This window comes from Arsenicicoccus sp. oral taxon 190 (assembly GCF_001189535.1).
Lineage (GTDB): Bacteria > Actinomycetota > Actinomycetes > Actinomycetales > Dermatophilaceae > Arsenicicoccus.
In genome coordinates, this window is record NZ_CP012070.1 from 986,048 (window position 1) to 1,000,832 (window position 14,785).

General features: G+C 66.1%; 6 protein-coding genes. 1 reads left to right on the forward strand and 5 read right to left on the reverse strand.

Going from position 1 to position 14,785, the window contains the following annotated elements:
* Nucleotides 1-497: 497 nt before the first annotated feature.
* The 4 genes from ADJ73_RS04695 to ADJ73_RS04710 all read right to left on the reverse strand — a co-directional run bounded on the left by ADJ73_RS04695 (nucleotide 498) and on the right by ADJ73_RS04710 (nucleotide 10,962).
* Nucleotides 498-1,124: a hypothetical protein gene (locus ADJ73_RS04695; RefSeq protein WP_050347315.1), complete on the reverse strand. Its 627-nt coding sequence runs from the start codon at nucleotides 1,122-1,124 to the stop codon at nucleotides 498-500.
* A 111-nt stretch (nucleotides 1,125-1,235) separates the two neighbouring features.
* A complete protein-coding gene (locus ADJ73_RS04700) occupies nucleotides 1,236-2,144 on the reverse strand; it encodes an HNH endonuclease (protein WP_050347316.1) in 909 nt (302 codons plus the stop codon).
* 85 nt (nucleotides 2,145-2,229) lie between these two features.
* Complete coding sequence (locus ADJ73_RS04705) at nucleotides 2,230-4,533, reverse strand: UvrD-helicase domain-containing protein (protein WP_019284484.1); 2,304 nt, start codon at nucleotides 4,531-4,533, stop codon at nucleotides 2,230-2,232.
* A 3-nt stretch (nucleotides 4,534-4,536) separates the two neighbouring features.
* Nucleotides 4,537-10,962, reverse strand: coding sequence for a DEAD/DEAH box helicase (locus tag ADJ73_RS04710; RefSeq protein ID WP_050347317.1), 6,426 nt, complete (start codon nucleotides 10,960-10,962; stop codon nucleotides 4,537-4,539).
* Nucleotides 10,963-11,208: 246 nt separating this feature from the next.
* Here ADJ73_RS04710 and ADJ73_RS04715 point away from each other — a divergent pair, with 246 nt between their 5' ends.
* Entirely contained in the window at nucleotides 11,209-13,026 is a 1,818-nt protein-coding gene (locus tag ADJ73_RS04715) for a DUF262 domain-containing protein (protein ID WP_156188117.1), read from the forward strand.
* Between the two features lie 6 nt (nucleotides 13,027-13,032).
* On the opposite strand, the gene ADJ73_RS04720 is transcribed toward ADJ73_RS04715, so the two are convergent.
* On the reverse strand, nucleotides 13,033-14,712 hold the full coding sequence (locus ADJ73_RS04720; RefSeq protein ID WP_050347319.1) for a DNA glycosylase AlkZ-like family protein: 1,680 nt from the start codon (nucleotides 14,710-14,712) through the stop codon (nucleotides 13,033-13,035).
* Between the last annotated feature and the right edge of the window lie 73 nt (nucleotides 14,713-14,785).

A 14,785-nucleotide genomic window follows, 5' to 3' on the forward strand; every position in this document is an offset into this window, starting at 1 on the left:
CGCACCGGCCCTCATCCGCCATCGCTCGTGTGGCGCCTGGAGTTGCGCCACGGACGCGGTCCGCCCGGTCGAGCGCAACCGCCCGCCAGGTCGCCACGTTGCGAGGCAAGGAGGGGGAGCGCTCGATGTGGAGAGGTACGTCGCCCCAATCCGATCGCCCTCGGTTCACCCCCGCCAGGAGATGAGCGGTCGCGACGGGGTCCAGCTCCGGTCCAGTCAGCAACGACGGGACGCCGGCGAGCGCGAGGCGCCCCACCCACTCGACGAGGACCGTGCTGGCACCCTTCCTCGGCCCGCCTGTGACGACCCAGACCCCGGCCTTGGGGAACCCGCCCATGACCTTGTCGAGCGTCGGCCACCCCGTCGACACCAGAGTGGGGACGGGAGTCGGCTGCACAGCGAGCAACTCGTTGATGAGGGGCATGCTTCACATGATGGCGCCGCCCACCGACATACCCTTCAGCGCCGAACGTCACTTGACGCTGAGCTCGTGCTGCTCAGCCCCGCATGTACTTCCACACCAGGTGGTCGATCTGCTTGGGCGAGTGACCCAGCTGCTCCGCCGCGGCCCTGAGCAGTTCCTCGCCCTCGGTGGGGCCGACGGGCCGTTCCAGAGCTTGCTCCAGGAACCGAAGCACCCAGGTGTCGGCCTTCACGCCCTCGGCGCCCGCCAGCATCATGAAGTAGGCGAACGTCACGCCGCCCAACCCTCTGACGCTCGTGTAGGCCGATCTGGCCATCGCGGGCTGGCCAACCACGTCGGCAGCGGTGCGCAGGCCTGCCTCACTGAGACGCCGAGCAGCCTCACGAATCGCATCCGTCTTGAGCACCTTGCCGCCGCCGAGTTTCTGCGTGGTATCAAGCACCGCCGCGAGGTCCGGGTCCCCGGCCAAGGCCGCTAGGTCGTTGGCTGAGCCGGCCCTGTGGTCGCGCCACTTCGCGGTTCGCCCACGCACACCGTTGTGGGGCTGTCCGTAATGAGTCCTCACCGATAGGACTGCGTCGATGAGCGCAAGCTCGACATCGTCGGGGTAGCCGCCGGGCCAGGCCTCCGGCTCTGGAGGCAAGACCGCCTCTAGCGCCGATCGCACCGTCGCGGCGTCATGGCTCAACACGTCTGTCATCTTCGACTCCCGACTGGCCCAACTACATAGAGTGACAACTTGCAACTTAACGTAGAGAAGGTGTCAGGCGCCGGCTTTTGCCGCGACAGCCCACCTGGATGGTCGCGCGGCCTAGGCCGAGAGGAAGCGCTGGTAGCGCCAATCGAGCAGCTGAGGGTCGGGGCGATCTCCACGCCGCTCAGGCAGCACTGACACCTTCTGTCCGTGCAGGCCCTTGATGCCGTACTCGAGCAGTGGCCCATCGATCTCATCCAGGATGTCCGCACGGATGTGGATGGTGAGCTCGGGGCTGATGCCCAGGATGCCCGCGTCGTAGGCAGCATGATGGATCTTGCAGAGCGACAAACCATTCCGAACGGCCGCGACACCCAGCGTGTGCCTGTCCTCGACGATGTGGGCCGCGTCGAGAAGTGAGCTGTGCCTGAGCGAACACACGGCGCACGTCGTGTTGTACGCCAGCATCACCATGGATCTGAAGACGCGCTGATGCAGCCGCACCTCGGTCTCGCGGGTGGCCCAGCGCCGCATGACCTCCTCCAGAGGTGAGTCGGGTGCCTGATGAACCTGATCCTTGTCATACGCAAGCACGTATTGATGCAGAGCCGGCTCCTCGCCGATGAGGAATACCGGGAACACCGTCTGAAACAGTCCTGGAGCGACGCCGACTAGCCAGATGACAGGGAGACCGAGTTCCATGGCGGCCTGAAGGCCGCGGTTGTCGGCGCCACTGCGCGCATCGCCGCGCATCTTGTAGCGAGGCAGCCCATCAGATCCGAGCACGTCCTCGTAGGGACGTTCGCGCCCCTCTGGCGTGTGGACGGTCATGATCGTGAGTGCGGCTCGGCAGCTTTTCGGCTTTCGGATGCCTCGACCGGTGTCGATGAGCGTGAGTCGCTGCCCGTCGAACTCGAACTGAGTCAGCTCCTGGCGCGTGATGGCGTCCCGCCCATCGTTCGTCCGGGCGGCAAGCCACGCCATGGCTTCGGTCCGCAGGCGCGTCTCGTCCTCAAGACTCAGCATGGCGACAGCTTCCCACCGCCCAACGCGAAGCAGCCCTCGCCCCGCCGACTGATCTGGACCGGGCGCGTGAGCAGACGGACGCGAGTCAGCCTATGAAGGGTGAGCGAGCCCCGGACCACGTCACAGCAAGGACGTCTCGGGCCCGCGTCGCCGCAACGTAGACGAGGGATCGCTGCCGCAGGAGCGCGTCAGCCTTGTCCTGCTCGCTCACCTCATAGTCCTTGACGACCCGAGGAACGGCCCCCTCGTGCACGCCAAAGAGCAACACATGGGTGAACTCAAGGCCCTTGGCCCGATGCATGGTCATCACCAAGGGCTTGCCGGGCTTGACGTTCTCCTGCTCCACCGAGCGCGCATCCAGGCCGCGCTCGGCCAGGCCGTTGACGACGTTGCTGCGGACCCACCTATCTGGCACGAGCACTGCGATCGCTTCGGGTGCCGGCGCTCGTCCCTCCGCCATGGGCTGGGACCCCGGCAGCCAGGACTGAATCAGCTCAGCGGCAATGTCCAGCTCACCCGCCATCGACGGAGCTTCGATGAGGTGGGGCACGGGTCCCGAGCGCGCCGATCGATAGCCGTGCGCCTCGTCCTCGCCCTCCATATCGGTGAACGCGCCTGCAGAGAGGATCCCCATCGCCCATCGGAGGTTCTGCGCCGTCGTCCGATAGTTCAGCGTCAGCCGGCGAGAGCGGCCACGGATGTTGATCCCGACGTGCGAGAGCGTCACCTTCTGCCCATAGATGCGCTGGTGCGAGTCCTCGCAGATGAAGAGATCGTTCCGCCCGTCGGCGACGAGCGCACGCAACAGACGCAGCCGCGATGGCGTCAGGTCCTGAGCCTCATCCACGAGCACGTGGTCAAAGATTGGTCCGTTCTGCTCCAGCCATGCACAGGCGATGGCAGCCTTCTCGTCGAAGTCGGTCGTGCCGTCCGCCCGGGCCTTGGAGCGATACCACTCAACGACCCCCCACACGGCTTTCCGCTTCGCACGGTCTAGGGCCACGCCACGCCCCGCCCGCCGCACACGCACATACTCCGTCTCGCTCGTGATGCTGTTTGGGAGGATGACGAGCGCGTATTCGGTCTCGAGGAAAGTCTCGGTCGCCAGCTCGGGAGGCAGGCCAGAGCCCGCCTCGGCAAGGGCTTCATCCCACAGGCCAGGTCTGCTGCTCCCCAAGACGGACGTGCGCCCCTCACCCAGCACCTCCGCGACAGCGGGCTCGATGGAGACCTCCGCGCGCTGCACGACGGCCCACGCGACCGCATCGATTCCCTTCACGACGATGCCGGGCTCTCGCAGGTGGGATTGCAGCTTGAGCTGGTCGTCCAGGCGCAACAAGCTTGCCGCCAGGTCATCAGCAAGGTTCCGGGTGTATGTCGTCAGCAGGACTCGGGCCTGCGGGTTGTTGGCCGCCAACCGATGCGCGCGATGCACCGCCACGACGGTCTTGCCGGTTCCTGCACCCCCGGACAGCCGGAAAGCCCCCTTGTAGTCCGCGTCGACATACTTGCGCTGCTCTGGGTGCAAGAAAAGGCGCCAGGCGCCGAAGTCCCCAGCTTCGATGATCTGTCGCAGGTCGGCGTCGTCCTTGACCCAATGGAACGTCGCCTGGGCGGCCGGGTGCTCCAGGCTCTTGAGCAGCTGCTCCTCCTCGGCGCCCTGGCCGAGGTCGACGGGGATGTCGAGCTTGAAGGTCGCTCGGACATCCTCCACGGCCGCCCCGGTGGCAAGTTCGAGCAACGCGTCACCATGCCACTCCACGCGCGCCTGCGAAATGACGTCCGTGAGAGCAGCCTCCGTGGGCGCCGCAAGTGCGGACTCCGCCAACCCGGCCTCGATGCCCAGCTCTGCGTGGAGCAACTCGGGGGTCAGTCCTGCCGGCCAGCTGGGGGCGGCCTCCTGGGGAGGCTGACCCGATATGACGTCGTGCCCACTCGGCTCCGAGGACACCGCCAAATCCTCAATAGCGGCGTCAACAGGCACGGCCTTCCGCGACACGGTGTCCGGCGCCGCCGTCACCGCAGGATCCGCGTTCCCCGTCGCCGCATCACGGTAGGCGTCAACGACGCGCTCGACCTCGGGGACGCCATTGATGGGGTTCATCGACAGGCGGACAGTTTCGGCGATGGCATTCGCCTTGTCGTGCGGCCACACGCCATGGATCACATAGAACGAATCGTCGCCCGAGGTGATCTTGAACAGCACACACCGGAAGTTGTCATCGACGCGGCCAGTCCGGACCCTCTCGTCGACGCTGCCCTTGATGGGCTCGATGTGCAGTCCGGGCCGGGTGTCGTCCTCCTGCAGCTTCTCAAAGAAGGCGTAGGCCTTCTTCTTCATGGAGGGGTCCAGCCCGTCCTTGACCTTGCTCCAGATCAGCGTGGGCATGCCCTACTCCTTGTCTCGGCTGCTCAGGGACTCCCGTACCTCGTCGGCGAGTGCCTTCACGTCGTCCTGCGCACGATGCACCACCCATCCTGCAGCGCGCAGCACGGCGACGTCGTCGTCGGGCATCTCGGCATACACCACGGCCACCTTGGGTGCGGGCCAGGACAGCTCTGCAGCCACACCACCGTCGAGCTCTTCGCCGACCGAGGCAGGGGGTGCGTCAGCGGCGGACAGCTCGCGGGCGAGCTGCACGATGTCGTCGTCGAGACCCTCAAGGTCCGTGCCCTCCCACACTCCCCGACTGCGCTCGGCCCGGTCGCGCACGTCGACGCGAGACTCCAGGTCGCTTCGAGACGTGATGGTGCAGGGAACGTCTGACTGGCCAAGCAGGTTGGACAGCCGCAGCCATTCACGCCACGCCTCCTCGTGGTCCGCGTTGCCGACAGCTTCGTCGGTGTCGTCCACGACGAGCGCCATCTCGACGGGCTGGTTGCCGCGCAGCCTGGCCGCGAACGCCAGGTGCGGGATGCGATAGGTCAAGAGATCGTCGCCAGCCCCGGACTCGACGTGGGCTGCTGCAATCATGCCGAGGGCGACGCCGACAAGGCTCTCGTCCGGGGCGATGCTCGACCGTCCACCGCGCCCCGTGTAGAGCCCCAGCAGGAGGGGTGCAGCGTTTGCCAACCGCAGCCGAGCGCTGTCCTCGGGCGACTGGATGACCCCCGCCAGAAGCGCCAGTGGCCCACCCTTGTGCTCCGCTGCGGCGGCGCGGGACACTCCCGCACCTAACACTCCTGCGGGGAGAGCCATCATCTGACCAATGAGCACCTCGTTGAGCCAACCGGGAGGCGAGGCCTGATCCAGGTCCGCCGCGGTCACGGCAATGACTTGATATCCGCTGGCCCGCAACGCCTCTCGCTTCCGAGCATCGTCGGCAATGGCGTTGTGTGCCTGCGTCGCATGGAACGCACGGCCATCGGCATAGATCGCGATGGGGGCGACTCCGGGGGTGCTGAGCACGAAGTCGGGTCGAGTGCCCGCGACGTCCACCTGAGGCGCCAGTGTCCAGGTCCGGTTGTTGGCTCCGGTGACGATCAGCTCAGTGCCGCGCGACCCGGGCCGCTCTCGCACAGCGGCGACCCCGCCCAGTCGGTCCTTCAGGGCTAGGCGGAGCTTTTGCTCGAGCGGTGACTCGGGAGACACCCACCCAGCCGTTCCGTGCGTGATCGACCATCGGGGCTGATCGGGATCGAGCTCAGCCACCGACTCGTCCTGGTCCACCTGGAGCAGGTACTTCAGAGCGCGCAACGCCTCGACGCGGTGAGCCTGATCTGCGTGGCGCACGAAGGGCAGCAGACACCTATAGCAGCTGGCGCGCGCTTCGTCCTGGCACGGGCACTTCTCCAGGACCTGGGCTGACCGCACGAGGATGCCCCACAGGCGATCTGGCGAGGCGAGGTCGGTGAGATAGCCCGTGCCTCCCGGGACGGTGTCATGGAGAAAGAGCGACTCCAGCACCTGACCACCGTCGCCGACCGGATGGGGCACGATCTCCACGCGCAAGTGGTTAGGGGCGCCACCCATGGTCTTGTGCAGGCCAAGCAGCAGGGCGGCAGACAGGCCGGGGAGACTGTAGAGCCCGTCGGTCACCACGAGCGGGAGGCTGATCGCTACCCCTTGCGTCACGAGCTCCCGCCCGAGAGCAAGCAACCGCGTGTGCTCCTTGGGGTCGTTTCGGTGGCGGCACCACGCCCGGTGCTCAGACGGTGAGCTCGACCCGGCATCCTTGTCGAGCTTCCCGCAGGCCTCGCAGATGCGGAACCTCTGCGCAGTGACGTCACGACCGGCAAGCCGGTTGATCGTGGGGGCGCCGGTCACCCGGCCGAGGTTCCACCACCGCACCGGGAGCCGCCGGTAGTGGGCCACTCCTAGACCGACGCGTTCAACCGACCATCGCCCCTCGGAGAGCGCCGGGTCGAAGTCAACGGCGGTGACGATCTCAAAGGGCGTGCGGCGGCGCTCGTCGGAGTCGTCACCGATGCGTGCGTCGTCCCGCCGTATGTCGGAGAACACCCGCTTCAGCCGGACGGCCTCAAAGCGTTGGCCCATGTCGGCGATGCCCGTGCTCCCGCATCGAGGGCAGGCGCGGGGCGCCTCCTTGGCTCCACCTGGGCCGAGGTCGCACACGTAGCCACACGAGTCGCAGGCGGCATGCAGCCGCACCTCTGCGTCGTCGCGCCCAATCTCGACGCCATCGACCCGCATCTCTAGCCCTCGGGCATAGAAGTAGGCACCTGGGGCGAGTTCCGTCAGTGCGCGGGCCGACCCACGGTCGATGACCAGGGGATCGGTGTCGTACTGCTGGGTCTCGGGGTTCATCCATGAGACCTGGGCATCCAGCTCGACGGAGTCGTCAAGCAGGGAGTAGTTGGGAAGCAGGCCCCTGATCTCGAGGCCGGTGATCCACGGCTCCTCGGTCAGCTCCCTGAGCACTCGCCTCAGCAGGTGGATGGCACCCTTCGCGGACCGCAAAGCCGCCCTGTCATCCTCGGTGGCAGCGGTTCGCTCAGCCGCCTCACGCAGCTCAGGGAGGGCATCCTCGATCTCGCGCCGCTGGCGTCTGATCTCCTCCACCTCACGGGTGTGCTCCTGGACCGCCCGATAGATCGTCGCCTCCAGCGTGTCGACGCCACGGACCTTCTGGGGAAGCTGCTGCTCCACAGCAGGGTCGACAGCAGGCATGTCATCGCCCTGGTCGGGCAGAGCCCACCGACGCAGCGCCAGCAATCCCGCGGTCTTGGGGTCGTCAAACGTCCCGACGAATCGGTCGAGCAGATGCTCGCCCCGCACGCGGACCCGCTCGATGACGTCGCCGAGCAGGGTGCCCGGGTCGGCGGAGGCCAAGACGTCACCGGACCGGCGCGGAACGCGCTCGTAGCCGTCCCGCACCATGCCGTCGATGACGGACGCGAGGAACTGTCGCCGCAGGATCTCCTCCGCGTCGAGATAGGTCGCCGGTGGCCGGACCTCCCCGTTAATCATCGACGTGGGGTCGCCGAGTCGGGGGAGCTGCTCACCCCGGCCCGTGACGTAGGCGAGGGCCAGCGAGCTGCCCGTGAGGCGACCGGCGCGGCCCACGCGCTGCAGGTACTTTGCGACAGAGTCGGGCAGAGATGAGAGCATCACGGTCGTCAGGCCACCGATATCGATGCCCATCTCCAGCGTTGGCGTTGCCACCAGCACGTTGGGGTCGCCTGGCCGCTGATCCGACCTCTTGAATCCCGCTTCGATCTCGCGGCGTTCCGCGGGGAGCAGCAAGCTGGTGTGCTCGCGAGCATCGACTCGACGCATGTCCGTCGTCTCGAAGAGCCGGCGATAGAACGAGTCGGCCTCACGGTGGCCCGCACGCAGCGCCCCCACACACTCGACAGAGGGGCAGGGACCGTCCAGGAGCTCCTCGGCGATCGCCGGGGAGACAGGCAGCGGAGACCGGCAGGTGTCGCAGACGAGGAGGGTGGTTTGGGTGGCGATCGTGGAGTCGCTCAGGGGGGTGATCACGACGTTTGCCGGCGGTATGCCGTACGCCTTCCCGCCCTTGTCCGTCGTGGTTTGCGTCAGCACGTCTCGCTGCGCCAGGGCGGCGAGAAGCCGCGCAGCCACCGCCGCGCCATGAGCCGCGTTGATACCGAGGCACTTCTGCGCCCAGCGGGCATACCAGCTCAGGGGTGACGTCACGCGGACGAAGGCGCTGCGGTCGTTGGCCGGCCCGCCAGTCACGGCATACGCAGGGGCGCTGCGCCCGCGCGGGAAGGAGGGGGCACCCTCATCTCGGCGCCGCTTTCCCCAGATCCAGACGCGGTTTCCGTCATCGCTGACGTACTTCTTGAGCCATTCGTGGTCAATGGCGCCGTCACGACGCAGGTGCTCGACGCTGCCTCGGACCCATCTCGCTAGCTGCTGCTCTGTGATGTCGGAAAGTTCGCCGGGCAGGACGTCGATGTCGTCGGCAGCCAACGCCCTTCGAGCCACCGCGACCAAAGCAGAGGTGGGCCCTGCAGACACATGGACTCCGACCGAGCCCGTCGCCTCCAGGGTGCGGCCGTAGGTGGACTGCAGGCCCACCTCCAGCGCCGCGTCGAAGAGAAGTCGGCGACGCACGGCCGTGCGGGATCGCGTCGGCACGCGACTCCACGTGTCGGCTCGCCAGTACGGCGCGAAGCGCTCGTGCTCGCTGACGGCGGCTGGCACCAGCCGATAGCGGGCAAAGGCGTCACCCTCGGCTCGTCTCAGCACCTCGTCCACCCACACGTCTAGCGCGGTCGGCTCCGTCAACGCTTCGCGTAGGGCCGCACGGAGCGACATGGCGTGCGAGCGGTGGTCCACGAATCCGGCTCGGTGGGCGGCGTCCTGCACGGAGTCAGTGAAGACGAGGGCGCGCTTCTCCCGCGGGTCGAGGTGGCGATCGCCAAAGAGCGTCGACAGGCTCACGGACAAGAGCGTGGCGATCGCGCTGCCCAGGAAGCGGATCGAGTCGCTCTTGCCGCACGATGGGCACTCGTCGTTCTGAGCACGCTTCTCGACGTCTTCTGTCTCACCATCGAGCATGAGGACGGGCAGGACATGACCCTCAAGGAGGTCGGGATCGTCATCTGCTGGGCGTCGCGCCAGGACGGTCCGCTGACCCATGTGCAGCCAACGCAGGTTGGGCGTACGGCGATCTGAGGCAACGGCCCCGCCCCCGTTGGAGGTCAGGTGCAAGGAGGCTTCACCGGGCGCGTGCAGCAGGGCCCGGAAGCGACCCCGATGCAGCAGGTGGTCGCGGCGGACGCTCTCGTCGCGATCCGCGAGGTCACGGCCGGTAGATGCAAGTGTCGCGCCCCAGCCCGAGCGACCACAGGCCCGGCAATAGATGGCCGGCAGCGCACGTCCCGCCAGCTCCGCAGCTGGATCGAGCTGCCCGTCGTCACCCCACCGAAAGCTCGGCTGCGACGACACCAGCCGGTCCACGCGCGTCACCTCTCGCACCCACATCGTCACCTCCACCGACACGGAGTCGCGATGGCCGAGCCGCACGTGGCTGAGGGCCGCGAGGATGGCCTCGATCGCGCCCCGAGCGGCTGATGGATCGTCTGCCACAGCGGTTCGCGGCAGCAGCTCGTCGCGGAGGTCATCCAGCGGGATGGCATCCCCCGCCGCCTCGACCATCGCTCGCACGTCGGGGTGGGCGGCAAGGAGCTGGGCATCAGCGAGATCCCTGGGGAGGGCCGCACGGTCATACAGCGCGTCGATGACGGTGGCGACCAAAGAGTCCCCGTCGTCGCGGTGCTGGAGACCGGTCTCCGCTAGGTCGCGGACTGCGCCAGTCACGAGGCCGGAGAGCCGTCGGATCGCCTTGTCACCCAGCGCCTCGCGCGTTGCCTCGGTTAGTGCGTCCACGTCGACGCGCGTCTCGGTGATCACCGAGTCGTCCGGAAATGCCTCGCCAAACACCTGCTGGGCGAACGACAGCATTCGCTCAGGATCACCACGGTCCCCCAAGGTGGCCGACGTCGCCACGGGAGTGAGTCGGCCTAGGGGACGGGCGTCGAACGACGCCCGCTCGGGGTGATCCGCCGGCACCTGGTCCCTGAGCGCGAGCCCCAACCGGCGCAACAGCATCGCCACGTCCGTGCCCTGAGCACCGTCATACGTGTGGAACTCGTCCAGGACCAGATAGGTGAGGGACAGGGCACTCTTGGCCCAGAGCGGTTGGTCCGAGGGACGCAGCAGCAGCTGGTCGAGCATCTTGTAGTTGGTCAGCAGAATGTCCGGCGGATCGTCTCGCAGAATCGAGCGATTGGTGATCAGCCCCTCTGGCGTGACCCGCGTGCGGCCCTCGCCGGCCTGCCCCTCACGCGCATCACCGGTGTACAGACCGGCGGTGACCCTCGACAGCGCAGGATCGTTGGTCAACAGTTGAGTGAGGCGCCCCGCCTGGTCGTCAGCGAGGGCGTTCATCGGATACAGGATCAGGGCCTTCATGCCGGCCTCGCCCCGTTCACGGGCTCTGCGCACGTGGTCGAGGATCGGATGCAGGAAGGCCTCCGTCTTGCCGGACCCCGTGCCGGTTGTGACGATCGTCGGGAGCGGACGTGGCTTCTCGGCACCGAGGTCTTTGCTCGTCAGTCGTCGATAGGCTTCAGCCTGGTGCCGGTACGGCGGGAACGGGGGCTTCCAATCGAGGCACTGGCCCCAGGTGGGCGCCGCCTCCGCGAAGGGCAGCCGCAGCCGTACGTAGGGTCCCTTGAAGATCCCGTCCGTCGCGTCCTCCAGGAACTCCGCGAGCGCCCTCCTCGGCTCGGCATCGGCCAAGGCGAAGGTCGTCGTGAGGTAGTCCACCAGGCCACGACGGACCTGATCGGACTGCAGGCTGGGCAACAGCTCGGTCATGGTGATGCGTCCTCGCAATCGGTGCGCTAGCTCCTGCCAACGCCTATCGGCAGCGCCACTCTAGGCCGGGGACCGGGGCTCTGCTGCAACTCCACCCGCAGCACCGCATTCACATAACCCAAAACCGGGGCATATCAGCCCGACTGCTCCAGATCTAACGCGTGTCTGACGTCGCTACCCCCGCGTGCCGCTATCGTGCGTGGGGTGCGGCCAGGGCGCCTCCCCGGCCAGGACCCGGAGACTGCCTTGAGTGAGATCATCAATTCAGCCAGCCCCACGCCGGTGCACGAGCTGTTGAGCGCGGACACCAAGAAGCTTGTCTACGTCATCCCGAAGTATCAACGCGAATACTCGTGGATGAAATACCAGTGGGAAGACCTGATCCGAGACATCCAGGAGGAAGACCCGGGGCACGGGCACTTCCTGGGGACGATCATCTGCATGAACGCAACGCGTGATGTGACCAAGGAGATCGTTCTCGAGCTCATTGATGGGCAGCAGAGACTGACCACGCTCTCACTCCTGCTGGCTGCACTCTTCGTGGAGCTGAGAGATCGCCGGGCGGAGTTTGAGGACGACGACGACCGGATGACGATACTGCTTAACCTGAAACTACGTCTCGTCGCAGATGGGAGGCCACGCCTGCGGCTCCAAAAGCAGGGCAACAACGACGATGACTTCCGCTGGCTGCTGAAGAATCTGGGACTCCTGAAGGACGAGTCGCTGTCACAGCCATCCTGGTGGGGAGTTCGACGCATCGCCAAGGCCTTCAGGTTCTTCCAGGACGAGCTTCGTGGTGAACTCGAAGGCATGACCCCGGGCGCACGACTGGAGCACGTGTTCGATCTGGTCGACCGGGTCAGCAACTCAATCGTCGTGAAGCTCGAGGTCAAGGACCACGCCAGCGCATACACCCTGTTCGAGAGCCTCAACAACCGGGGAATGCCGCTCTCCCCGATCGACCTCATTAAGAACAGCCTCTTGATGCGCGCCGACCGCCTCGGATCGGCACGAATCGATGAGGCCTACGAGCAGTGGCGCAACATCCTGACCAACCTGGGCGACAACCCCAATGAGCAGGAACGCTTCCTACGCTACTACTACAACGTTTTCGAGCCGCTCTCCGGTGAGGCCGCCGCCACCCCCATCGCCACCAAGTCCAATCTGATCAGGCTGTACGAAAAGTACCTCGATCAGGGAGTGGACGACTTCCTGCGCGACGTCAGCGCCGCAGCCCACCAATACGGCCGGATCATCGACACCGTCAATCTGGACGGGGAGAATGAAGCTCTCGACGAGGCCACCACCCGACTCCAGCGGGCGCAGGGCGCGCCTGGCAACGCGCTCTTGCTGTATCTGCTCGTGCGACAGCAGCAGTTGGGCCTGACTGACGATCACGTGGTACAAGTCGCGGACCTTGTCACGAACTTCTTCGTTCGACGCAACCTGACGTCCCTCCCGGCCACCTACGAGCTCCCGAGGATGTTCAAGACCATCGTGCATGAATTGGCAGACCTCCAGGGCGAGGAGGTGGTGCATCACGTCAGAGAGTCACTGCTCGCACACTCCAGCACGGACGAGTCATTCCGCGCGGCGCTGAGCCGGCCGATCTACGAGGACAACGCGGCCATGTGCCGCTTCATCATTGCCACCCTCGCGGAGCAGGGGATGACGAAGGAGACACGGACGGACCTGTGGCGGCGCGCAGGGTCGGCGAACAAGCAGTACTACGTGTGGACCATCGAGCACATCTTTCCTCAGGGCTCAAACATCCCCCGCGCGTGGCAAGACATGATGGGTGGCCCGGAAGCCGCCGCATCGGCCCTCGAATCGCAGGTTCATAGGCTGGGGAACCTTACTCTGACAGGCTACAACTCATCGCTGGGAAACAAGTCGTTCATTGAAAAACGGGACCGTATCGATCAAAGAGGGAACGCTGTGGGCTATCGCAACGGCCTCAACTTGAACAGGGAACTGGCCATGAAGGATTCGTGGAACGTGACCCAGATCGACCAGCGAACAGAGCAGTTGGTGGAACGATGCCTCAAGGTCTTCGCGTTCTGATAGTCATTACTCTGGAAGCACATAGCGGGCCGACCTCTTGTGCCCTTCCATTGCCAGGAGGCTACGGGAGGTCATCCCCCTCAACATTCGACTAGCTTGCGTCGGCTCGATTTGACAGAGCGAGCCCGCCTGGCTGCGGGTGATGGAGCCGAAGCGACGGACGTACTCGAGGATCATTTGTTCCTGCTGGACCGGCTGCATTCCTCTGACCCGCACGTAGGCATTCCGGTCCTCGGCCAGTGCGTAGAACTGCGAGGACAGTGTATAGCGCCGGTTGCGGCCCGCGCCCGTGACATCCAGCAGGCCAAGCTCGATCAGACGGGTACACGTGCCGCGTACCGCGGAGTCCACAAGGTTGAGGTCTTCAGCCAGCTCCCGCGAGGACGAGGGCCCGACAACCCGGATCTGGTGGACCACCCGGAGGTCATCCATACGCAGCGGTCGCTGGGCATCGTGCTCGTAGGTCAGGATGAAGCGCACGAGGTCCAGGTCGGCTCGGCCAATAGGGATCAGCAAGGACACGGACCGCGCCGTTGAGCGTGAGTAGTCGGGAGCATCCCGACCAGCACGGAGCTGGCTGGCAAACATGTCGTTGACGCCCTTTCCCTTGCGGTCAACCAGGCCTGCACGCTTGAAGGCGTCAGCAAGCACAACGCTGCGCGGACGGCTCTGCTCAAGGATGTTGTCGATGGTCACGCCGGGCACGAGGCCGCCGGGTGACGTGACGCTGAGGTAGTCGTCCGCGAACTGGACGGTGACCGGGCCGAGTTCGGTGTAGTCACGGTGGACCAGTGCATTGGCTAGCGCCTCGCGAACGGTCGACGTCGAGACCAGAGGAATGTCGACCCGCTGGAGCCCGACCATGAGTTCGGTCTCGCTGTTCCGAATCCGGATCCGCTCCTCAAGCTCTGTCATGAGGCGGAGCAGGGGCAGTCGCAGGGTTTCGTTGGCCATAGTCGGGCCCTCGCGAACGTCTTGGAATAGGCACTCCGCTGATCCGGCCCAGCGTGCAAGGCTGGCCTCCCTGCCGAAGAGGAGAACCGCAGCAAGAGTGGGCGTGGCCTGCCCGTCCTCCTCCGCAAGGAGCCGCAAAGCCCGCAGCAGACTCGTGTCATCGAGCGTGCTCAGCGAGGAGTCACCGCTGCCCCGGTCACAGAGACGTCGGAATCGCTCGAGCTCCCCAGGATCAAGATCTGCCAGCGTCGCACCCCGAGCTGGGACGCCGCCGTAGTCGACCCCCGCGAGGGACAGGCCGGCGCTCAACATCTCGCTCGGCCGATAGGCGACGCATTCCGGCTTGCCGTCATACCTCAGCGACCGTCGCTTGAAGACACCATCCGTTGTCCCCACCGGCCCATGTGGACCGCGCGGCACCTGGACGACGAGCACATCGTTGCCGTCGACCTCGACCACCTCCGCACGAACGGCGAGGTGCGGGTCTGTCTTGTTGAGGATGAGCGCCTCAACACGAGCGGGGTCGGTGATGTCCCCGTGGCGCGGCTGGGCTCCCACGATGTGACCACCGTCGTCCACACCCACCAGCACCGTCCCACCAGGCCCGTTGGCCATGCAGACCACCGCCTCGACCAGCTGGCGATCGTTGAGACGATCGCGCCCATCCTGCTTGAACTCCACGTCCCAGAGTTCGCCCGCTGCCGCAAGGGCGCGTACCGCCTCAGCATCCATTGGACCAGTTTACAAACACTTTGCGCTCAGCGGTAGCAGTCTCATAGAGCGCAAAGTTTTACATCGTCTGCAA

Coding starts and splice junctions, on each gene's coding strand:
- ADJ73_RS04700 (WP_050347316.1), bottom strand. CDS start 2,144: ATGCTGAGTCTTGAGGACGAGACGCGCCTGCGGACCGAAGCCATGGCG.
- ADJ73_RS04720 (WP_050347319.1), bottom strand. CDS start 14,712: ATGGATGCTGAGGCGGTACGCGCCCTTGCGGCAGCGGGCGAACTCTGG.
- ADJ73_RS04695 (WP_050347315.1), bottom strand. CDS start 1,124: ATGACAGACGTGTTGAGCCATGACGCCGCGACGGTGCGATCGGCGCTA.
- ADJ73_RS04705 (WP_019284484.1), bottom strand. CDS start 4,533: ATGCCCACGCTGATCTGGAGCAAGGTCAAGGACGGGCTGGACCCCTCC.
- ADJ73_RS04710 (WP_050347317.1), bottom strand. CDS start 10,962: ATGACCGAGCTGTTGCCCAGCCTGCAGTCCGATCAGGTCCGTCGTGGC.